Below are 21,352 nucleotides of genomic sequence, written 5' to 3'. Positions count from 1 at the left end.
TCACCTGCAAGAGAGATGATTATGCCGCAACATGACCAATTACATCGTTATCTGTTTGAAAACTTTGCCGTGCGCGGCGAGCTGGTGACCGTTTCGGAAACCCTGCAACAGATCCTCGAAAACCATACTTACCCGCAGCCGGTCAAAAACGTGCTGGCTGAACTGCTGGTTGCCACCAGTCTGCTCACCGCTACGCTGAAGTTTGCTGGCGATATCACCGTTCAGTTGCAGGGCGATGGTCCGCTGAGCCTGGCCGTCATCAACGGCAATAACAACCAGCAGATGCGTGGCGTGGCCCGCATGCAGGGTGATATTCCTGAAGGCGCGGATCTGAAAACGCTGGTAGGCAACGGCTACCTGGTGATCACCATTACGCCGGAAGAAGGCGAGCGTTATCAGGGGGTGGTCGGTCTGGAAGGCGATACGCTGGCCGCCTGTCTGGAAGATTACTTCATGCGTTCTGAACAGCTACCGACTCGTCTGTTTATCCGAACTGGCGACGTCGATGGCAAACCCGCCGCTGGTGGGATGCTGCTGCAGGTGATGCCGGCGCAAAACGCGCAGGCAGATGATTTCGATCACCTCACCGCTTTGACCGAAACCATCAAAACCGAAGAGCTGTTGACGCTGCCAGCCAACGAAGTGCTGTGGCGTTTGTACCACGAAGAGGAAGTCACTCTCTACGATCCGCAGGACGTTGAGTTCAAATGCACCTGTTCACGCGAACGCTGCGCAGGCGCACTGAAAACGCTGCCGGACGAAGAAGTGGACAGCATTCTGGCGGAAGAAGGCGAGATCGATATGCACTGCGATTACTGCGGTAGCCACTATCTGTTTAACGCTATGGATATTGCTGAGATCCGCAGCAACGCTTCTCCAGCAGACCCACAGGTCCATTAAGTTATTAGCCCGGTAGTTTGCTCTGCCGGGCTAGCTCCTGCTTACTCATTAGCCCCCACCTGCCGCATACCAATAGATCTCATACTCCCGCTAGTCGTTTGTGAAAGTTCAACGCTATCCATGTCGTCATCCAGCATCACGAGAAAGCCCCATAATCGCATCAACTTCACAATTTTGAGTATTGACTGACCTTTTTCGAACCATGACGACGGGAAGTGAATCGATATTGTTTATGTATGAGTTACGTATTTTTCTTACGTGAATGCGATTACACTCACAAGATTCCCGTCAAAAACACTCTCTATTAACGTTTTAAGAACATTTTCCACAACAAAAAAGGGTTTCCTGCCATAATATCTGCCTCTTTGTGACAGGAGTCGCAGCGCATTCGGTCGCCTGTGGTTTTTCCGGATGCGTAAATCTATGAGCCTTGTCGCGGTTAGCAATCCCAAAAAAACCTTACTATTCCAGGTAATACATATTGGCTAAGGAGCAGTGAAATGCGTGTGAACAACAGTTTAACCCCGCAAGATCTCAAGGCTTATGGTATCAATGACGTTCAGGATATCGTTTACAATCCCAGCTACGACCTGTTGTATCAGGAAGAACTTGATCCAAATCTGGAAGGTTATGAGCGTGGCGTGTTAACGGATCTGGGCGCCGTTGCTGTTGATACCGGTATCTTTACCGGGCGTTCGCCGAAGGATAAGTACATTGTCCGCGACGACACCACGCGAGATACGCTGTGGTGGTCAGACAAAGGTAAAGGCAAGAACGACAACAAACCGCTCTCCCCGGAAACCTGGCAACATCTGAAAGGGTTAGTCACCCAGCAACTCTCTGGCAAACGCCTGTTTATCGTTGACGCGTTCTGCGGCGCTAACGCCGATACCCGTCTTTCCGTGCGCTTTATTACCGAAGTGGCCTGGCAGGCGCATTTTGTCAAAAATATGTTCATCCGCCCAAGCGACGAAGAACTGATTGATTTTAAACCTGATTTTATCGTAATGAACGGAGCTAAATGCACCAACCCGCAATGGAAAGAGCAGGGTCTGAACTCAGAAAACTTCGTGGCATTCAACCTGACTGAACGCATTCAGTTGATTGGTGGTACCTGGTACGGCGGCGAGATGAAAAAAGGGATGTTCTCCGTCATGAACTACCTGCTGCCGCTGAAGGGCATCGCCTCTATGCACTGCTCGGCAAACGTCGGGGAAAAAGGTGATGTGGCGGTCTTCTTTGGCCTGTCCGGCACCGGTAAAACCACGCTGTCCACCGACCCCAAACGCCGCCTGATCGGCGATGATGAACACGGTTGGGATGACGATGGCGTGTTTAACTTCGAAGGCGGTTGCTACGCCAAGACCATCAAACTGTCTAAAGAGGCCGAGCCGGAAATCTACAACGCGATCCGTCGTGACGCGCTGTTGGAAAACGTTACCGTGCGCGGAGATGGTTCCATCGATTTCGACGACGGTTCCAAAACCGAGAACACCCGTGTTTCCTACCCGATTTATCACATCGAGAATATTGTTAAGCCGGTGTCAAAAGCGGGTCATGCCACTAAGGTTATCTTCCTGACCGCCGACGCGTTTGGCGTGCTGCCGCCGGTTTCTCGCCTGACCGCCGATCAAACGCAGTACCACTTCCTGTCTGGCTTTACCGCTAAACTGGCCGGTACCGAGCGTGGCGTCACTGAACCGACCCCAACCTTCTCTGCTTGCTTTGGCGCAGCATTTTTGACGCTGCACCCAACGCAGTACGCAGAGGTGCTGGTGAAACGTATGCAGGCGGCAGGTGCGCAGGCGTATCTGGTTAACACCGGCTGGAACGGTACCGGTAAGCGTATCTCCATCAAAGATACTCGCGCGATTATCGACGCCATTCTGAACGGTTCACTGGACGACGCAGAAACATTCCGTCTGCCGATGTTTGACCTGGCTATCCCAACCGAACTGCCGGGCGTGGATACTCGCATTCTCGATCCGCGTAACACCTACGCGTCACCGGAGCAGTGGCAGGAAAAAGCCAACGCACTGGCGAAACTGTTTATCGAGAATTTCGAGAAGTACACCGACACCCCAGCAGGTGAAGCGCTGGTTAGCGCCGGGCCGAAGCTGTAATTGACGTTGCCGGATGGCGGTTTCGCCTTATCCGGCCTACAACAACAAAAAGGGAGGCATTTCGCCTCCCTTTTTTTATGCGTCTTTCGTGGTGCCCTGCGCACGAGTGAAGGGCACCGGAAGCCAGGCGCGAATCGACAACCCACCCCGCTCGCTGGTGCCAATTTCCAACATACCGTTATGGTTATCGATAATACGCTGCACAATCGCCAGCCCCAGACCCGTACCGCTGGTACTACGCGCGCTGTCCCCGCGGACAAACGGCTGGAACAGATGTTTACGCTGCTCCGGCTTGATACCCGGACCATCATCTTCCACCTGGAACCAGGCGCGATGCGGCTCCATACCGCTACTGACCTTAATCCAGCCGTTACCATAGCGGGCGGCATTAACCACCATATTGGCAACCGCACGCTTGATCGACAGTGGATGCATCTTCACCTGAATGTTGCCCGGCAGCAGCGCAGTCTCAATTTCACGCTCATAGCCGCTTTCCGCCGCGACCACTTCGCCTAACACCGAGTTCAGATCTGCCATCTCCATCGGCATCTCCTGACCGGTACGCAGATAATCGATAAACTGCTCGATAATAGCGTTACACTCTTCGATGTCCTTATTGATGGATTCTGCGAGATAACCGTCTTCCTCGCCCATCATTTCCGTCGCCAGACGGATACGCGTCAGTGGAGTACGTAGATCGTGGCTCACCCCTGCCATCAGCAATGTACGGTCATCGGCCAGTTGCTTCACGCCTGCCGCCATATGGTTAAAGGCACGGGTAACAGAACGCACCTCAGAAGCGCCATACTCACGCAACGGCGGCGGAATAATACCTTTCCCTACCTGCAACGCCGCATGTTCAAGATCCACCAGCGGTCGGTTCTGAATACGAATAAATAGCCATGCGCCGCCAATGGCCAGCAGCATGATCGCCAACGTATAGCGGAACAGCGGCGAGAAATCACCCTGATGGATTTCAGTGAGCGGCACACGTACCCAGATATTGGGCGACAGCCAGGTTTTCAGCCACACGACCGGCGAGCTTTTGTTGACCTCAACGCGGACTTCTGTCGGGCCACCCAACTGCTGCGCCATCTGATGACTTAAGAATTCATAGTGTTGCGCCCAACGCAGTCCGGCCTCTTCAGCGGCCTCGTTGGAATAGAGGGAAATACCCAACTCACGATAAATTTCCCGACGAAACGCGGGAGGCACCACCAGTTGTGTACCGTCCTCCAGCTGCAGTTTATCGGTCATCAGCATACGAACTTCGTAGGCCAGGACCTTATTAAACTGCTGGAGGCTCGGCAAAATCGCGAAGTTCAGCACGACCAGATAAGTCGTCACCAGGCTGGCAAACAGCAAGGTGACGATGAGCAATAATGTGCGGGCAAACGAACTTCGTGGCGAGAAGCGCATTCGCCTCATGCTTTAGAACCGTCCGGAACAAAAACGTAGCCCAGGCCCCATACGGTCTGAATATAACGCGGATGCGCCGGATCTTCTTCCACCATACGGCGCAGACGAGAAATCTGTACGTCGATAGAACGTTCCATCGCCGAGTATTCACGACCACGGGCCAGGTTCATCAGCTTGTCGCGAGACAGCGGCTCACGCGGGTGGCTTACCAGCGCTTTCAGTACCGCAAACTCCCCGCTGGTGAGCGGCATCGGCTCATCTTCGCGGAACATTTCACGCGTACCGAGGTTCAGTTTGAACTTACCAAAGGCAATAACCGCTTCTTCCTGAGAAGGTGCGCCCGGCAGTTCGTTCGCCTGACGACGCAGTACGGCACGAATACGCGCCAGCAGTTCACGCGGGTTAAACGGTTTCGGAATGTAATCGTCAGCGCCGATTTCCAGCCCTACGATACGATCAACTTCTTCACCCTTCGCGGTCACCATAATGATCGGCATCGGGTTGCTTTGGCTGCGCAGGCGACGGCAAATAGATAGGCCGTCTTCACCCGGCAGCATTAAATCCAGCACCATCAGGTGGAAGGACTCACGGGTCAGCAGACGATCCATCTGCTCAGCGTTTGCGACGCTTCGAACCTGGAAGCCCTGCTCGGTCAGATAACGTTCCAGAAGCGCACGTAAGCGCATGTCGTCATCGACCACCAGAATCTTATAGTTCTCTTGCATTGTTATTACTCCCAAAGGTTCGCAACAATTAAGTGTATATTCTTAAGAAAGCTCACGTGAGTCACCAGCGAATTCTGGTATGAATTCCAGGCTAAATTGTTACAAAGCATATTAAACAGCAGCTTAAGTATACAATGTTTCTCGCAATACATTATTTATTCTGTTGATATGCTCACGTAATACTAATTGTGCGCATCATCACAGAGTCGAAGGTAAAACAATAAGATGAAAACGCCCCTGATAACCCGTGAAGGGTATGAAAAACTCAAACAAGAGCTGAATTATCTCTGGCGTGAAGAGCGCCCGGAAGTCACCAAAAAGGTCACCTGGGCCGCAAGTCTGGGCGACCGCAGCGAAAATGCCGACTACCAGTATAATAAAAAGCGCCTGCGCGAGATTGACCGCCGCGTTCGTTATTTGACCAAGTGCATGGAAAATCTGAAAATCGTCGATTACTCCCCGCAACAGGAAGGCAAAGTCTTCTTCGGCGCATGGGTCGAGATTGAAAATGACGATGGCGACATCCGCAAATTCCGCATTGTCGGCTACGATGAGATCTTCGGTCGTAAAGATTACATCTCTATCGATTCGCCAATGGCGCGGGCGCTGCTGAAAAAAGAGGTCGGCGATCTCGCGGTAGTCAACACCCCTGGCGGCGAAGCCAGTTGGTATGTAAATGAGATCGAATACGTGAAGTGAGACCGGAACAATCCGAAGCCCCCGTAGATGACTGGCATTTTTGCCAGTCAATCCGTATAACTATCCCCTGATTTTTTATCCTATAGACGAAGCTATCCATGATGAATGATTCTTTCTGCCGCATTATCGCAGGTGAAATTCAGGCTCGTGCTGAACAGGTAGAAGCTGCCGTTCGCCTGCTTGATGAAGGGAACACCGTGCCGTTTATCGCACGTTATCGTAAGGAAATCACCGGCGGTCTGGACGATACGCAATTGCGTAATCTGGAGACCCGTCTGGGATATCTGCGTGAACTGGAAGACCGCCGTCAGGCGATCCTGAAATCTATCGGCGAGCAAGGCAAACTGACCGATGATCTGGCGAATGCGATCAACGGTACGTTAAGTAAGACCGAACTCGAAGATCTCTATCTGCCGTACAAACCCAAGCGCCGCACCCGTGGGCAAATCGCCATTGAAGCCGGGCTGGAGCCGCTGGCTGATCTGCTGTGGAACGACCCCTCCCACGACCCGGAAACGGAAGCCGCAAAATACCTCAACGCCGAAAACGGCGTGGCGGACACCAAAGCCGCTCTCGACGGCGCGCGCTACATTCTGATGGAGCGTTTCGCAGAAGACGCCGCGCTGCTGGCAAAAGTTCGTGATTACCTGTGGAAAAACGCGCATTTGGTTTCTACCGTGGTCAGCGGTAAAGAAGAGGAAGGGGCGAAGTTCCGTGACTATTTCGACCACCATGAACCGATTTCTACCGTGCCATCCCACCGTGCGCTGGCCATGTTTCGTGGTCGTAACGAAGGCGTGTTACAGCTTTCTCTGAATGCCGACCCGCAATTCGATGAGCCGCCAAAAGAGAGCCACGGCGAGCAGATTATCCAGGATCATCTGGGACTGCGCCTGAATAACGCACCTGCCGACAGCTGGCGTAAAGGCGTTGTGAGCTGGACGTGGCGCATCAAAGTGCTGATGCACCTTGAAACCGAGCTGATGGGTACCGTGCGCGAACGTGCGGAAGATGAAGCGATTAACGTCTTTGCCCGCAACCTGCATGACCTGCTGATGGCCGCCCCAGCCGGACTGCGCGCCACAATGGGCCTCGATCCGGGTCTGCGTACCGGGGTAAAAGTGGCTGTGGTTGACGGTACCGGCAAACTGGTCGCTACCGATACCATTTATCCGCATACCGGTCAGGCCGCCAAAGCCGCCGTCGCCGTTGCGGCGTTATGTGAAAAATACAACGTTGAGCTGGTGGCGATTGGTAACGGTACGGCGTCGCGCGAAACCGAGCGTTTCTTCCTCGATGTACAGAAACAGTTCCCGCAAGTCACCGCGCAGAAAGTAATCGTCAGCGAAGCCGGCGCATCAGTGTACTCCGCTTCCGAGCTGGCGGCCCTGGAGTTCCCGGACCTCGATGTTTCGCTGCGTGGGGCGGTGTCTATCGCCCGTCGTCTGCAGGATCCGCTGGCTGAGCTGGTGAAAATCGATCCGAAATCTATCGGTGTGGGCCAGTATCAACACGACGTCAGCCAGACGCAGCTGGCGCGTAAGCTGGATGCGGTCGTGGAAGACTGCGTAAACGCCGTCGGCGTTGATCTGAACACCGCCTCCGTACCGCTGCTGACCCGCGTGGCGGGCCTGACGCGCATGATGGCGCAAAACATCGTCGCCTGGCGCGATGAGAACGGCCAGTTCCAGAACCGCCAACAACTGCTCAAAGTCAGCCGCCTGGGACCTAAAGCCTTTGAGCAGTGCGCGGGCTTCCTGCGTATCAATCACGGCGATAATCCGCTGGATGCTTCCACCGTTCACCCGGAAGCGTATCCGATTGTGGAACGCATTCTGGCTGCCACCGAGCAATCGCTGCGTGATCTGATGGGCAACAGCACAGAACTGCGTAATCTGAAAGCGTCCGACTTTACCGACGAACGTTTCGGGGTACCAACCGTCACCGACATTATCAGAGAGCTGGAAAAACCGGGCCGCGACCCGCGTCCTGAATTCAAAACCGCACAGTTTGCTGACGGCGTAGAAACCATGAACGATCTGCAACCGGGAATGATTCTGGAAGGGGCTGTCACCAACGTCACCAACTTCGGCGCGTTTGTCGATATCGGCGTACACCAGGACGGTTTGGTGCACATTTCTTCACTGTCAAATAAGTTCGTCGAAGATCCACACACCGTGGTGAAAGCGGGTGATATTGTGAAGGTAAAAGTGCTGGAAGTAGACCTGCAGCGTAAGCGTATCGCGCTGACTATGCGTCTGGATGAGCAGCCAGGTGAAACCAACGCGCGCCGCAGCGGCGGAAATAGCGATCGTACTCAGGGCAATCGTCCGGCACCAAAAGCCGCGAAACCTCGTGGCCGTGACGCTCAGCCTGCGGGCAACAGCGCGATGATGGATGCGCTGGCAGCGGCAATGGGTAAAAAGCGCTAAGTTTGGATCATGTGCCGGATAGCGGTGTAAATACCGTATCCGGCATATTTGCTATATTATCTTCTCTCTTCCTCATTATATTTATCACTTCATTAACAGATGAAACCTTAATTAAACATTAAGGATTTCAATAATTGCTAGCGCGAATCATTCGTCCCCAACCAGAATAAATATTGAGGAATATCAAAATTGGCTCAAATTATTATCTAATTGTACATTCCGTCACACTTATTCTATTGATGATAGAAACCATTCTCATTATCATTGTTTTGTTGATTATTTACTCTTTCCTTACGTTGGCTAATCATCTGGTCTCATGCCGCCCTGTCGCCCCATGAGGTAATCACCCAGTTAGCGAGATATAAGTAGGTCCCTATGCAATTCACTCCTGACAGTGCGTGGAAAATTACCGGTTTTGCCCGTGAAATCAGCCCGGCTTATCGTCAGAAACTGTTGTCACTTGGCATGCTACCCGGCTCATCCTTCAACGTGGTTCGCGTCGCCCCGCTCGGCGATCCCATCCATATTGAAACGCGTCGCGTAAGTCTGGTATTGCGTAAAAAGGATTTGGCGTTATTAGAAGTGGAAGCGGTATCCTGTTAATACAGTGAGTCTATAAAAATGAAAAAACTAACCATTGGTTTAATTGGTAATCCTAATTCCGGCAAGACAACCTTATTCAACCAGCTCACCGGCGCGCGTCAGCGTGTAGGCAACTGGGCTGGCGTTACCGTTGAACGTAAAGAAGGTCATTTCGCCACGACGGACCATCAGGTCACGCTGGTCGACTTACCCGGCACCTATTCACTGACGACAATCTCATCACAGACCTCTCTCGATGAGCAAATCGCCTGTCACTACATTTTAAGCGGCGACGCGGATCTGTTGATCAACGTGGTCGATGCCTCAAACCTTGAGCGCAACCTCTACCTGACGTTGCAACTGCTTGAGCTGGGTATTCCCTGTATCGTCGCCCTGAACATGCTGGATATTGCTGAGAAACAGCAAATCCGTATTGATATCGACGCCCTCTCCGCCCGTCTTGGCTGCCCGGTGGTTCCGCTGGTCTCCACCCGCGCCCGCGGCATTGAAGCGCTGAAGCTGGCGATCGATCGCTACAAGGAAAACGACACCGTCGAACTGGTGCATTATGCCCAGCCGCTGCTGCAGGAAGCCGATTCCCTCGCTGACGCGATGGCCAAAGATATGCCGCTAAAACAGCGCCGCTGGCTGGGCCTGCAAATGCTGGAAGGCGATATCTACAGCCGTGCCTACGCCGGTGACGCCGCGCAAAACCTCGATGCCGCCATTGCGCGTCTGAGCGAAACAATGGACGATCCGGCGCTGCATATCGCCGATGCGCGTTACCAATGCATCGCCGCAATCTGCGATACCGTCAGTAATACCCTGACGGCAGAGCCGAGCCGTTTCACTACCGCGGTGGATAAAATTGTCCTCAACCGTTTCCTTGGGCTGCCAATTTTCCTGTTCGTGATGTACCTGATGTTCCTGCTCGCCATTAACATTGGCGGCGCGCTGCAGCCGTTATTCGATGTGGGTTCCGTGGCGCTATTTATTCATGGTATTCAATGGATTGGCTATACGCTGCACTTCCCGGACTGGCTGACCATCTTCCTGGCGCAAGGTCTTGGCGGCGGGATTAACACCGTGCTACCGTTGGTACCGCAAATCGGCATGATGTACCTGTTCCTCTCCTTCCTTGAAGACTCCGGTTACATGGCGCGCGCTGCGTTTGTGATGGACCGCCTGATGCAGGCGCTGGGACTGCCGGGTAAATCGTTTGTCCCGCTGATAGTCGGTTTTGGCTGCAACGTACCGTCGGTGATGGGGGCCCGTACCCTGGATGCCCCACGTGAACGTCTGATGACCATCATGATGGCGCCGTTTATGTCCTGCGGCGCACGCCTGGCGATTTTCGCCGTCTTTGCCGCGGCTTTCTTTGGTCAGAACGGCGCGCTAGCGGTCTTCTCATTGTATGTACTGGGTATCATCATGGCGGTACTGACCGGTCTGATGCTCAAACACACCATCATGCGTGGCGAAGCAACACCGTTCGTGATGGAGCTTCCGGTGTACCATGTGCCGCACATCAAGAGCCTGATTATTCAGACCTGGCAACGCCTGAAAGGCTTCGTGCTGCGTGCCGGTAAAGTCATCATCATCGTCAGCATTTTCCTCAGCGCGTTTAACAGCTTCTCGCTGAGCGGAAAAATCGTCGACAACATCAACGACTCTGCTCTGGCCTCCGTTAGCCGCGTTATTACCCCAGTCTTTAAGCCGATTGGCGTTCACGAAGATAACTGGCAGGCAACCGTAGGTCTGTTTACCGGCGCGATGGCGAAAGAAGTGGTTGTCGGTACGCTGAACACGCTCTATACCGCAGAAAACATTCAGGAAGAAGAGTTCAATCCGGCAGATTTCCACCTCGGTGAAGAGCTGTTCAGTGCGGTGGATGAAACCTGGCAAAGCCTGAAAGATACCTTTAGCCTGAGCGTTCTGGCCAACCCTATCGAAGCCAGCAAAGGCGACGGCGAGATGGCTACAGGCGCAATGGGCGTGATGGGCGAGAAATTTGGCAGCGCCGCCGCCGCGTACAGCTACCTGATTTTCGTGCTGCTGTATGTCCCGTGCATTTCAGTGATGGGTGCTATCGCACGTGAATCAAGCCGTGGTTGGATGGGCTTCTCGATCCTGTGGGGCCTGAACATCGCCTATTCACTGTCGACGCTGTTTTATCAGACCGTCAGTTACAAAGAGCATCCGACTTACAGTCTGGTGTGCATCTTAGCCGTCATCCTGTTTAACATCGTATTGCTGGGTCTGCTGCGCCGTGCCCGCAGCCGGGTGGATCTCTCACTGCTGTCAACCAACAGAACGGCTAGCTCCTGCTGTTCCAGTACCACTGGCGATTGCCACTAAGGTCGTCAACAATGGCATCGCTTATTCAGGTTCGTGATTTACTGGCGCTGCGGGGGCGTATGGAGGCAAAGCAAATTAGCCACACGCTGCATACCCCGCAGCCAATGATTGACGCCATGCTGAATCAGTTAGAAAAGATGGGCAAAGCGGTGCGGATTCAGGAAGATGCCGATGGGTGTCTGTCCGGAAGCTGCAAGAGTTGCCCGGAAGGTAAAGCCTGCCTGCGCGAGTGGTGGGCTTTGCGCTAGTGTGCCGCTCCTGCCGGATTCAGCGTTTATGCTGATATCCGGCTTTTTGCGTAACGGCTCCCACAACGATTTCACTGTTTCAGCAAAACAGATCTATCCCTCTGCCTTCCGCGCAGAACTATCAACTCGTGGATGATTACTGTCGATCGGGCAAGTAGAGTCTCGTCATCTTATTTCCCAGGTGACGGTTCGCCATGAATACTGACACGACAGCTACGCCGCATGACGCGATTTTCAAAACGTTTTTGAACCACCCAGCGACCGCCCGCGATTTTCTGCAACTTCATCTACCCGACTCTTTACGTGCACTTTGCGATCTGAACACACTACAACTGGAATCGGGCAGCTTTATTGAAGATGATTTGCGCGCGTACTATTCAGACGTGTTGTGGTCGCTGAAAACTCGTGAAGGCGATGGCTACATTTACACCATCATTGAACATCAGAGTACCGCGGATGCTCATATGGCATTTCGCCTCATGCGCTATGCCATTGCCGTAATGCAGAGGCATCTGGACGCGGGCCATAAGAAACTACTGTTGGTGATCCCCATACTTTTTTATCATGGTACCGTCAGCCCATATCCATATTCACTCTGCTGGCTGGACGAATTTGACAACCCGGAGGCAGCCAGACCACTTTATGCCACAGCATTTCCATTGGTCGATATCACCGTTGTGCCAGATGACGAGATCATGCAGCACCGCCGGATGGCGCTGCTGGAGCTCATCCAAAAACATATTCGTAAACGAGATTTGATGGGGTTAGTAGAAAAACTCGCCATCCTGCTTGTTAAAGGACACGCTAATGACAACCAGTTGAAAGCCCTGTTTAATTACCTGATGCAGGCCGGGGACACCGCGCGTTTTAGCGAATTTATTCACCAGGTCGCCGAACGTTTACCTCAACACAAGGAAAAGTTGATGACAATTGCCGAAAGATTACGTCAGGAAGGGCACCTTAATGGTCTTCAGGAAGGTCACAGGAAAGGGTTACGAGAGGGTTTGCAACAAGGCAAACGTGAGGAAGCTCTGCGCATTGCAACAACCATGCAGGCTGATGGCATAGACCCGCTGACTATCTGCAGAATCACCGGCCTGACTGCTGAGGATCTGGCTACGTTCAGCCATTAATTCCCAGCCCGGCAGCATGATTCTACCGGGCAAAACAGCGGATTTATAGCCGCTGTTTTAACGCCACCAGCGCTGAGCAGAACTCCGTTGGATGTGAGATAAACGGCGCATGCGCGGCTTTGGCAAACACCAACGACTCGCTCAGTGGCCACAGGGTATCCAGCATCGGGACGACTTTGCGCGGAACCAAACCATCAAGATAACCGTACATCCGCAGGAAAGGCTTATCCACCGAGCATAACGGCTCACGCAGATCGACTGTTTTCAGGATCTCCAGTCCGCCATTAAGCACCTCGACTTTCGGCATGGGTAAAGCCAGCACCGTTTTCTTCAGCGCCCGCGCATCCTGACGCGCGGTTTCCGTGCCCATCGTTTGCAATGCCAGAAAACGCTCCACTGTACGCTGAAAATCTTCGCTCAGTTGCTGCTGGAAACCTGCCAGCACTTCCGGCTTAATGCCCGGCCATTCATCGCGCGCGCTAAAGCAAGGTGAAGACGCGACGGTCACCAACGCCTGAACACGCTCAGGGTGCGTTAACGCCACCTGACTTGCGACCAGCCCGCCAAGACTCCAGCCGAGCCAGATAGCGTTCTCCGGCGCCTGTCTTAATACCCGTTCAGCCATCTCTTCCAGCGACATTGCGCCGAAACCCTGACTGCGACCAAATCCCGGCAAGTCGACAAGGTGCAGCGTAAAATGCGAGCTCAGTTCCTCACTTATGCAATGCCATACTTCCGCATTCAGTCCCCATCCGTGCAGCAGCACAAGATGGCAATTTCCCGAACCCTGGGTCTGCCACCAAATGTCATTCATCAGTTATTGTTCTCTTTTAGCCTGAAAGGATGCATCTATGCTAACAGTACCAGGATTGTGCTGGCTATGCCGAATGCCGTTGACGTTGGGGCACTGGGGGATCTGTTCGGTTTGCTCGCGGGCAACGCGTCAACCTCTCAGCCGATGTCCTCAATGCGGACTACCTGCCGCACATCCTTCGCTTCCCTGCGGCCGTTGCCTGCAAAAATCCCCGCCGTGGCAGCGTCTGATCGCCGTCAGCGACTATATTCCTCCGCTGAGCGGACTTATCCACCAGTTTAAGTTTTCACGCCGCAGCGAAATGGCCATTGCCCTTTCACGTTTACTGTTGCTGGAGGTATTACAGGCCCGGCGCGTCAGCGGTCTTCCTCTGCCGGACAGGATCGTTAGCGTCCCACTCTGGCAACGCCGACACTGGCGCAGAGGATTTAATCAGAGCGACTTACTATGTCGCCCTTTGGCGCACTGGCTTGGCTGCGACTGGGACAGGCAGGCCATCACACGGGTTCGGGCCACCGCTACACAACACCATCTCAGCGCCAGATTACGCAAACGTAACCTGAAAAATGCCTTTCGCCTTGAATTGCCAGTGCAGGGACTCCATATGGTTATTGTGGATGATGTCGTCACTACCGGAAGTACCGTCGCGGAAATCGCGCAGCTGCTTTTGCGCAACGGCGCGGCGACTGTCCAGGTATGGTGCCTGTGTCGAACCTTGTAGAGCCTCGATGATGGGCGTATTATAACCAAGTAAAATAGTCAACTATTAGGCCATTACTATGATCCATATTTCCGATGCTGCACAAGCGCACTTTGCCAAACTGCTGGCAAATCAGGAAGAAGGGACACAAATTCGCGTATTTGTGATTAATCCCGGCACGCCTAACGCTGAATGCGGCGTTTCTTATTGTCCGCCAGACGCCGTGGAAGCAACCGACACCGCCATTAAATTTGACCTGCTGACCGCATATGTTGATGAACTGAGCGCACCGTATCTGGAAGATGCAGAAATCGATTTCGTTACCGACCAGTTAGGCTCCCAGCTGACGCTGAAAGCGCCAAACGCCAAAATGCGTAAAGTTGCCGATGATGCGCCGCTGATGGAACGCGTAGAGTACATGCTGCAATCGCAGATCAACCCACAGCTGGCAGGCCATGGCGGCCGCGTCTCTCTGATGGAGATCACCGATGAAGGCTACGCCATTCTGCAATTTGGCGGCGGCTGTAACGGCTGTTCAATGGTAGATGTAACGCTGAAAGAAGGTATCGAGAAACAGCTGCTGGCTGAATTCCCTGAACTGAAAGGCGTTCGCGATTTAACCGAACACCAGCGCGGTGAGCACTCTTACTACTAAGTCCTAAGCTGTAGAGTTGCCGTAGGCCCGATAAGACGCATCCGCGTCGCTATCGGGCATTGCTGCCGAATGGCAGCGTAACGGCCTACAACCCTGCATTTCTCTGCCTGTGCCCTGCAACAATCCCCTGCATAATTTGACCAGCCTCTCATAATTTAAATTTTGCCTGCCCAGGTGATTTTCAAGCGCTGCATGTTACCCGTATCATTCGTATCAGCACCTAACACACACATAATAGCCAGCTAAACTGATTAGTTTTGAAGGTAATCAGCATTGGTGCTGTAAATACTCTGTTCCCGGTCGGGACAATCGGAATTTGTCATCTAAACACTGACGTTACCCATAACAAAGTAAAGGCCAGGTAAATCATGCCATTAGTCATCGTTGCTATCGGTGTAATCTTGTTACTCCTCCTGATGATCCGTTTCAAAATGAACGGCTTCATCGCTCTCGTCCTGGTGGCGCTTGCTGTCGGATTGATGCAAGGGATGCCACTGGATAAAGTCATCGGTTCTATTAAAGCCGGCGTCGGCGGAACTCTTGGCAGCCTCGCCCTGATTATGGGTTTTGGCGCCATGCTGGGCAAAATGTTGGCGGACTGTGGCGGCGCACAGCGCATTGCCACCACGCTGATTGCTAAATTCGGTAAAAAACACATTCAGTGGGCGGTGGTATTAACCGGTTTCACCGTCGGTTTCGCCCTGTTCTATGAAGTCGGCTTCGTTCTGATGCTGCCGCTGGTGTTCACAATTGCCGCGGCGGCAAATATCCCTCTGCTGTACGTTGGTGTACCAATGGCTGCTGCGCTGTCCGTCACACACGGATTCCTGCCGCCGCACCCGGGTCCAACCGCTATTGCCACCATTTTCCACGCAGATATGGGTAAAACCCTGCTGTTTGGTACGATTCTGGCCATCCCGACCGTGATTCTCGCCGGTCCGGTGTACGCACGTTTCCTGAAAGGCATCGATAAGCCAATCCCGGAAGGTCTGTACAGCGCGAAAACCTTTACTGAAGAAGAGATGCCTGGCTTTGGCGTCAGCGTCTGGACCTCTCTGGTTCCGGTTATCCTGATGGCGATGCGCGCCGTCGCGGAGATGATTCTGCCAAAAGGTCATGCTTTCCTGACTGTTGCAGAATTCCTTGGCGACCCGGTCATGGCTACGCTTATCGCGGTGCTGATTGCGATGTTCACTTTTGGTCTGAACCGTGGACGTTCGATGGATCAGATTAACGACACGCTGGTGTCCTCAATCAAAATCATCGCGATGATGCTGTTGATCATCGGTGGTGGCGGTGCCTTCAAACAGGTTCTGGTTGATAGCGGCGTGGACAAATACATCGCTTCAATGATGCACGGTTCAAGTGTTTCCCCGCTGCTGATGGCATGGTCTATCGCTGCGGTACTGCGTATCGCGCTGGGTTCCGCGACCGTTGCTGCGATTACTGCAGGTGGGATCGTGGCGCCGCTGATTGCGACGACTGGCGTAAGCCCTGAGCTGATGGTTATTGCAGTCGGTTCCGGTTCCGTCATTTTCTCCCACGTGAACGATCCAGGCTTCTGGCTGTTCAAGGAGTATTTCAACCTGACCATCGGTGAGACCATCAAGTCATGGTCAATGCTGGAAACCATTATCTCAGTCTGCGGTCTGGTGGGTTGTCTGCTATTGGGTATGGTGGTTTAACCCCTACATATCCCAGACAAAAAAGCCGGGGAAATCCCCGGCTTTTTTACTTCTTCTTCGCAGCGGCTTTGCGGCGCTTATCCAAATCCTTAATCAGCTTGTTCACCCCGTCATCGGCAAACATCTGCTCCAACGTGACGGTGAGCTTACGCCGCCAGTTTTTGTACTGGTCGCTGGTCCCCGGGATGTTGACCGGATCCGCCATTCCTAACCAGTCCTCCGGTTGCAGGCCCAGCAGCGCACTATTGCTGTCAGCGATGTAGCGTTGCATGCCACGATTAAGAATCGGCGTCATCGACATCAATGAGGCCTTGTGGCCCGCACGTTTTGGCAGACAACCATATTTGTGCAGCGCGTCCAGCAGCCCCTGTTTGGCCAGTTCTCTGTCCTGATACAAGCCACGCAGTACGACTTCGTCCGGATAGAGCCCCAACGCTTTACCCAGCGTCAGATCGCCGCTATCCCAATAACCTTTAAGCGTAGGAAGGTCATGCGTCGCCGCGACTGCCATTGATTGTTCCGGGTACGCTTTCGGCGCACGGAAGTTTTTCTCATGGTCATTCTCAAAATAAAGCACTTTGTAGGAGTACACGCCGCTATCGCGCAGCTTGCTGACGATCTCTACCGGCACCGTACCCAAATCTTCACCAATCACCATGCAGTGATGACGTTTACTTTCCAGCGCCAGAATTGAAAGCAGGTCGTCGACCGGATAATGCACGTAGGCACCGTGATCGGCCGTTTCACCGTAAGGGATCCACCACAGACGCAGCATCGACATAACATGGTCGATACGCAGCGCACCGCAGTTCTGCATGTTAGCGCGCAGCAGTTCGATAAACGGTTCGTAAGCACGTGCCGTGATGATGTGCGGATCCATCGGCGGCAGCCCCCAGTTTTGCCCCAGCGGACCGAGAATATCCGGCGGCGCGCCAACCGAGGCATTCAGGCAGTACAGCTCGCGGTCGCACCAGGTTTCCGCCCCGCCTTCAGCCACACCAACCGCCAGGTCGCGATACAGCCCGACAGGCATCGCAAAGCCCTGGCTGGTTTTCCAGCAGTCAGCGAACTGGGTATACGCCAGCCACTGAAGCCACAGGTAGAAGTCCACGTCATCACGATGCGCTTCGCAGAACTGTTTGACCTCTGGCGAGTCCACCGACTGGAAAGCCTCTGGCCACACCGGCCAGCCCCAGCGCAAGGCGTCTTCTTTCACCTGATGCGCATGCAGGGCGTCAAAGGCCGCCTGCCAGTACAGGCTATCGCCTTCCTGAGCCACAAACTGGCGAAATGCCGCCATCTGCTCATCATCGCGCGCAGAGAAGCTTTTCCACGCCATACGTAGCGCGGTCATCTTTAGTGCGGTAACGGTGGAGTAATCAACCCATACGGCGTCACGCGCGCGTTGCAGAGCTTGCTGAGTCGCTGGCTTCTGCCACCAGGCCTGCGCCTCTTTACTGTGGTGGAAATCGTCTACTGCGTTGACATCAATATAAATTATATTCAGCCAGCGACGTGAGGACGGACTGTACGGGCTGGCGCTTTCCGGGTTCGCCGGATACAGCGCATGAATCGGATTCAAACCAATAAACGCGCCGCCACGCTTTGCCACATCCACCAACATGGCACGGAGATCGCCAAAGTCGCCAATCCCCCAGTTTTTTTCTGAACGTAGGGTGTAAAGCTGAACGCATGCCCCCCACAGCTTCTGCCCGGCCAACAACGCCTGCGGTTCATAACAGCGTTTCGGCGCCACGATGATGCGGCAATGGGCACGCAACTCCCCCTGAGTCAGGGTAAACGTGTGATACCCCTCCGGCAGCTTCGCCGGAAGGTTGAAAGATTTACCGCCGACGGCATGCCCTTTGTGCTGCACACCCTCTTCGGTAGTTAGCAGCCAGTTAAACTCTCCACTTCCCTCAACCGCCAACGGCATTTTTTTACCCGCGGTATAAACCATGACGTTCGGCACCGGGGTCACCGCCACCTTCGTGGCGGCGGTGGTGCGATGCATGGCGTCAAGCAAACGCCGCTTGGTTTCGGCGCCAATAGACTGCGGTTTACCGTGGGCATTAATGTAATTAGGGCTGATCCCCGCCGCCAGCGCGGCATTATCCAGACGTTTGCTTTCCATCGCGATTCCTTAACGTTTCGCCTGCCAGATACGAGCCTGATAATCGCGAATAGAGCGATCTGAACTGAACATGCCGCAACGCGCGGTATTCAGAATCGCCGCACGGGTCCAGGCTTCCTGGTCACGGTACAACACGTCAACCTGCTTCTGGGCTTCAACGTAGGCCGCGAAGTCCGCCATGACCAGATACGGATCACCGCCTTGCTTGCCAATACTGTGCAGCATCTGGTCAAAGGCATGTTTATCGCCGTCGCTGTATTTCCCGCTTTCCAACTCTTTCAGAACAGCATCCAGCACCTTATCTTTCTTACGCCATTTCACCGGGTCATAGCCTTTCGCTTTCAGCGCTTTCACCTCTTCCACGGTATGACCAAAGATAAAGATATTCTCGTCACCCACCTTCTCGGCGATTTCGACGTTGGCACCATCCAGCGTACCAACAGTTAACGCGCCGTTCAGCGCCAGTTTCATATTACCGGTGCCGGAAGCTTCTTTCCCGGCGGTTGAGATCTGCTCAGAGATATCCGCCGCCGGAATCAGCATTTCCGCCGCCGAGACACAATAATCCGGCAGGAAGACAACTTTCAGCTTGTCGCCAACTTTCGGGTCGTTATTGATGGTTTCCGCCACCTTGTTGATAGCGAAGATAATATTTTTCGCCAGGTAGTAACCCGGAGCGGCTTTTGCGCCAAACAGGAATACGCGCGGCACGCGTTCCGCCTGCGGGTTTTCACGAATTTCTTTATACAGCGCCAGAATATGCAGCAAGTTCAGATGCTGACGCTTGTACTCATGCAGGCGTTTGATCTGAATATCAAAGATTGCCTGCGGATTGATTTCGATACCAGTCCGTACCTTCACAAACTCTGCCAGGCGCTTTTTATTCGCCAGCTTAATGTCACGATAAGTCTGACGGAACTTCGCGTCGTCGGCGTATTTTTCCAGGTTAATCAACTGGTCGAGATCGTTGGCCCACTCTTTTTTCAGCGATTTATCCAGCAGTGCGGCAAGCGCCGGGTTGCACTGCTTAATCCAGCGACGCGGAGTAATCCCGTTGGTGACGTTATGAAATTTGTTCGGCCAGAGCTGGTGATATTCCGGGAATAGATCTTTCACCACCAGATCAGAGTGCAGCGCCGCCACGCCGTTAACCGCAAAACCGCTGACCACACACATATTGGCCATACGTACCTGTTTATTATGCACCACCGCCAGTTTCGCCCACACTTCAGCATTACCCGGCCAGGTTTTATCGACCAGTTTCTTAAAGCGGTCATTAATCTCTTTGATGATTTGCATGTGGCGCGGCAGTAGCGCTTTCACCAACTTCTCATCCCAGCACTCTAACGCTTCCGGCATCAGGGTATGGTTAGTGTAAGCGAAGGTTTTGCTGGTAATGGCCCACGCATCGTCCCAGCTCATCTGGTGCTCATCAATCAGCACACGCAACAGCTCAGGGATCGCGATAGTCGGGTGAGTATCATTAAGCTGAATCACTTCGTAATCAGCCAGTTCGTGCAGCTTACGCCCGGCCAGATGATGACGACGCAAAATGTCGGCTACGGAGCAGGCGCACTGGAAGTACTGCTGCATCAGGCGCAGCTTTTTACCCGCGGTGTGGTTATCGTTCGGGTACAGCACTTTGGTCAGTTTTTCGGCGTCGATGCCCTGCTGCTCAGCACGCAGGAAATCGCCGTCATTAAATTTGGTCAGGTTAAACGGATGCGCGTGGCTGGCCTGCCACAGACGCAGCGGTTGCGCCACGCCGTTACGGTAGCCGAGAACCGGCAGATCCCAGGCCTGGCCGGTGATGGTAAACCCAGGCTCCCAACGTCCCTCTTTGGTGACTTTACCGCCAATGCCGACCTGCACGTCCAACGCCTCGTTGTGACGGAACCACGGGTAGCTACCGCGATGCCAGTCATCCGGGGCTTCCATCTGCTGACCGTCGGCAAAAGACTGGCGGAACAGGCCGTACTGGTAGTTGAGACCATAGCCCGTCGCCGACTGGCCGACCGTCGCCATCGAATCAAGGAAGCAGGCCGCCAGGCGCCCCAACCCACCGTTACCTAACGCCGGATCGATCTCTTCTTCCAGCAGATCGGTCAGGTTGATGTCGTGCGCTTTCAGCTCATCGCTCACCCCCTGATACCAGCCCAGATTGAGTAAGTTGTTGCCGGTCAGACGACCAATCAAAAACTCCATCGAGATGTAGTTAACATGGCGCTGATTTTTTGCCGGTTTCACCGCTGTCTGGGCGCTGAGTAACTCAGCCAACGCCCCACTCACTGCCTGCCACCACTGGCGCGACGTCATTTCGTGAGCCGACAGTAAACCGAAATGCTGCCACTGACGCGTCAGGGCTGCCTGAAATTGATCTTTGTTGAAGGTTGGCTGTGACATAGGGATTCCAGGTCCTTAGGTAATAAAACAACGTTATCGCTAGTTTGCCAGGCTCGTTGTTGACCTTCCTCATCCTGGCACGGATTAGGGAGGGAGGAGGGGCGGGGATGAGCATAAAAGTGTGATCGCCGCCACTTAAAGAAGAGAGGCATTGCCGGTCAATACGTAGGTTTCCCCCGCATCCCCCTGAAATGCATCACGGTTTTCGCATTAACCTAAAGAGATTAGCCAGACAATATCAAACAGTAAGATGATATTTAGAAAAAATATGTAAACAGAGAAATAGTTTCTCACCTGAAATACGCATTCTGCTTGAGTTATTTCACATGAAAGTTTTAAGTC

At 53.6% G+C, this 21,352-nt stretch carries 16 protein-coding genes; 11 read left to right on the top strand and 5 right to left on the bottom strand.

The features are described 5' to 3' along the window. The first annotated feature begins 21 nt into the window (after positions 1–21). Together hslO and pckA are read left to right on the top strand one after the other, a co-directional pair. Positions 22–900 (top strand): Hsp33 family molecular chaperone HslO, encoded by an 879-nt coding sequence (gene hslO / locus FDX11_RS19620; RefSeq protein ID WP_016157640.1) that lies wholly within the window; start codon positions 22–24, stop codon positions 898–900. A 500-nt stretch (positions 901–1,400) separates the two neighbouring features. Beyond that, the gene (gene pckA / locus FDX11_RS19615) at positions 1,401–3,023 is read left to right on the top strand and encodes a phosphoenolpyruvate carboxykinase (ATP) (protein ID WP_137350123.1); all 1,623 of its coding nucleotides are present in this window, start codon (positions 1,401–1,403) and stop codon (positions 3,021–3,023) included. Between the two features lie 75 nt (positions 3,024–3,098). On the opposite strand, the gene envZ is transcribed toward pckA, so the two are convergent. Together envZ and ompR are read right to left on the bottom strand one after the other, a co-directional pair. Further along, positions 3,099–4,451 carry a two-component system sensor histidine kinase EnvZ gene (gene envZ, locus FDX11_RS19610; RefSeq protein WP_042311918.1) on the bottom strand — a complete coding sequence of 451 codons (1,353 nt, stop codon included), beginning with the start codon at positions 4,449–4,451 and terminating at the stop codon, positions 3,099–3,101. After that, the gene (ompR, locus tag FDX11_RS19605; RefSeq protein ID WP_001157751.1) at positions 4,448–5,167 is read right to left on the bottom strand and encodes a two-component system response regulator OmpR; all 720 of its coding nucleotides are present in this window, start codon (positions 5,165–5,167) and stop codon (positions 4,448–4,450) included. The genes envZ and ompR overlap by 4 nt, the downstream gene beginning before the upstream one ends. A 225-nt stretch (positions 5,168–5,392) precedes the next feature. On the opposite strand from ompR, the gene greB reads away from it, so the two are divergent. From greB to FDX11_RS19575, 6 genes are all read left to right on the top strand, one after another. Beyond that, positions 5,393–5,866, top strand: a complete 474-nt coding sequence (greB, locus tag FDX11_RS19600) for a transcription elongation factor GreB (protein WP_003023524.1) — start codon at positions 5,393–5,395, stop codon at positions 5,864–5,866. Positions 5,867–5,964: 98 nt separating this feature from the next. Continuing rightward, on the top strand, positions 5,965–8,298 hold the full coding sequence (locus tag FDX11_RS19595; RefSeq protein WP_079225880.1) for a Tex family protein: 2,334 nt from the start codon (positions 5,965–5,967) through the stop codon (positions 8,296–8,298). A gap of 375 nt (positions 8,299–8,673) precedes the next feature. Next, on the top strand, positions 8,674–8,901 hold the full coding sequence (gene feoA, locus FDX11_RS19590; protein WP_003023519.1) for a ferrous iron transporter A: 228 nt from the start codon (positions 8,674–8,676) through the stop codon (positions 8,899–8,901). A gap of 18 nt (positions 8,902–8,919) precedes the next feature. Beyond that, on the top strand, positions 8,920–11,238 hold the full coding sequence (feoB, locus tag FDX11_RS19585; RefSeq protein ID WP_042311913.1) for a Fe(2+) transporter permease subunit FeoB: 2,319 nt from the start codon (positions 8,920–8,922) through the stop codon (positions 11,236–11,238). Between the two features lie 11 nt (positions 11,239–11,249). Continuing rightward, positions 11,250–11,486, top strand: a complete 237-nt coding sequence (gene feoC / locus FDX11_RS19580; protein ID WP_038634895.1) for a [Fe-S]-dependent transcriptional repressor FeoC — start codon at positions 11,250–11,252, stop codon at positions 11,484–11,486. Positions 11,487–11,680: 194 nt separating this feature from the next. Continuing rightward, a complete protein-coding gene (locus tag FDX11_RS19575) occupies positions 11,681–12,619 on the top strand; it encodes an Rpn family recombination-promoting nuclease/putative transposase (protein WP_042311910.1) in 939 nt (312 codons plus the stop codon). Between the two features lie 43 nt (positions 12,620–12,662). Here the strand turns inward: FDX11_RS19575 and bioH are convergent, their stop codons facing one another. Continuing rightward, positions 12,663–13,433, bottom strand: a complete 771-nt coding sequence (bioH, locus tag FDX11_RS19570) for a pimeloyl-ACP methyl ester esterase BioH (protein WP_042311907.1) — start codon at positions 13,431–13,433, stop codon at positions 12,663–12,665. A gap of 37 nt (positions 13,434–13,470) precedes the next feature. Between bioH and gntX the strand changes: the two genes are divergently transcribed. From gntX to gntT, 3 genes are all read left to right on the top strand, one after another. Next, positions 13,471–14,154: a DNA utilization protein GntX gene (gntX, locus tag FDX11_RS19565; protein WP_042311904.1), complete on the top strand. Its 684-nt coding sequence runs from the start codon at positions 13,471–13,473 to the stop codon at positions 14,152–14,154. A gap of 58 nt (positions 14,155–14,212) precedes the next feature. Next, complete coding sequence (gene nfuA, locus FDX11_RS19560) at positions 14,213–14,788, top strand: Fe-S biogenesis protein NfuA (RefSeq protein ID WP_003023509.1); 576 nt, start codon at positions 14,213–14,215, stop codon at positions 14,786–14,788. A gap of 368 nt (positions 14,789–15,156) precedes the next feature. Continuing rightward, complete coding sequence (gntT, locus tag FDX11_RS19555; RefSeq protein ID WP_042311900.1) at positions 15,157–16,473, top strand: gluconate transporter; 1,317 nt, start codon at positions 15,157–15,159, stop codon at positions 16,471–16,473. Between the two features lie 46 nt (positions 16,474–16,519). Here the strand turns inward: gntT and malQ are convergent, their stop codons facing one another. Together malQ and malP are read right to left on the bottom strand one after the other, a co-directional pair. Continuing rightward, positions 16,520–18,607 carry a 4-alpha-glucanotransferase gene (gene malQ / locus FDX11_RS19550; protein WP_137365811.1) on the bottom strand — a complete coding sequence of 696 codons (2,088 nt, stop codon included), beginning with the start codon at positions 18,605–18,607 and terminating at the stop codon, positions 16,520–16,522. Positions 18,608–18,616: 9 nt separating this feature from the next. Beyond that, a complete protein-coding gene (gene malP / locus FDX11_RS19545) occupies positions 18,617–21,010 on the bottom strand; it encodes a maltodextrin phosphorylase (RefSeq protein WP_137350116.1) in 2,394 nt (797 codons plus the stop codon). Positions 21,011–21,352 lie beyond the last annotated feature (342 nt).

The sequence above is a fragment of the Citrobacter sp. wls714 genome (assembly GCF_005281025.1).
Lineage (GTDB): Bacteria > Pseudomonadota > Gammaproteobacteria > Enterobacterales > Enterobacteriaceae > Citrobacter > Citrobacter werkmanii.
The sequence above is the reverse complement of the archived record's forward strand: the minus strand, read 5'-3'. Positions and strand labels throughout refer to the sequence as shown.

Excerpts from the sequence above, each read along its gene's own strand:
- hslO (WP_016157640.1), top strand. The coding sequence starts at position 22 with ATGCCGCAACATGACCAATTACATCGTTATCTGTTTGAAAACTTTGCC.
- pckA (WP_137350123.1), top strand. The coding sequence starts at position 1,401 with ATGCGTGTGAACAACAGTTTAACCCCGCAAGATCTCAAGGCTTATGGT.
- envZ (WP_042311918.1), bottom strand. The coding sequence starts at position 4,451 with ATGAGGCGAATGCGCTTCTCGCCACGAAGTTCGTTTGCCCGCACATTA.
- ompR (WP_001157751.1), bottom strand. The coding sequence starts at position 5,167 with ATGCAAGAGAACTATAAGATTCTGGTGGTCGATGACGACATGCGCTTA.
- greB (WP_003023524.1), top strand. The coding sequence starts at position 5,393 with ATGAAAACGCCCCTGATAACCCGTGAAGGGTATGAAAAACTCAAACAA.
- FDX11_RS19595 (WP_079225880.1), top strand. The coding sequence starts at position 5,965 with ATGATGAATGATTCTTTCTGCCGCATTATCGCAGGTGAAATTCAGGCT.
- feoA (WP_003023519.1), top strand. The coding sequence starts at position 8,674 with ATGCAATTCACTCCTGACAGTGCGTGGAAAATTACCGGTTTTGCCCGT.
- feoB (WP_042311913.1), top strand. The coding sequence starts at position 8,920 with ATGAAAAAACTAACCATTGGTTTAATTGGTAATCCTAATTCCGGCAAG.
- feoC (WP_038634895.1), top strand. The coding sequence starts at position 11,250 with ATGGCATCGCTTATTCAGGTTCGTGATTTACTGGCGCTGCGGGGGCGT.
- FDX11_RS19575 (WP_042311910.1), top strand. The coding sequence starts at position 11,681 with ATGAATACTGACACGACAGCTACGCCGCATGACGCGATTTTCAAAACG.
- bioH (WP_042311907.1), bottom strand. The coding sequence starts at position 13,433 with ATGAATGACATTTGGTGGCAGACCCAGGGTTCGGGAAATTGCCATCTT.
- gntX (WP_042311904.1), top strand. The coding sequence starts at position 13,471 with ATGCTAACAGTACCAGGATTGTGCTGGCTATGCCGAATGCCGTTGACG.
- nfuA (WP_003023509.1), top strand. The coding sequence starts at position 14,213 with ATGATCCATATTTCCGATGCTGCACAAGCGCACTTTGCCAAACTGCTG.
- gntT (WP_042311900.1), top strand. The coding sequence starts at position 15,157 with ATGCCATTAGTCATCGTTGCTATCGGTGTAATCTTGTTACTCCTCCTG.
- malQ (WP_137365811.1), bottom strand. The coding sequence starts at position 18,607 with ATGGAAAGCAAACGTCTGGATAATGCCGCGCTGGCGGCGGGGATCAGC.
- malP (WP_137350116.1), bottom strand. The coding sequence starts at position 21,010 with ATGTCACAGCCAACCTTCAACAAAGATCAATTTCAGGCAGCCCTGACG.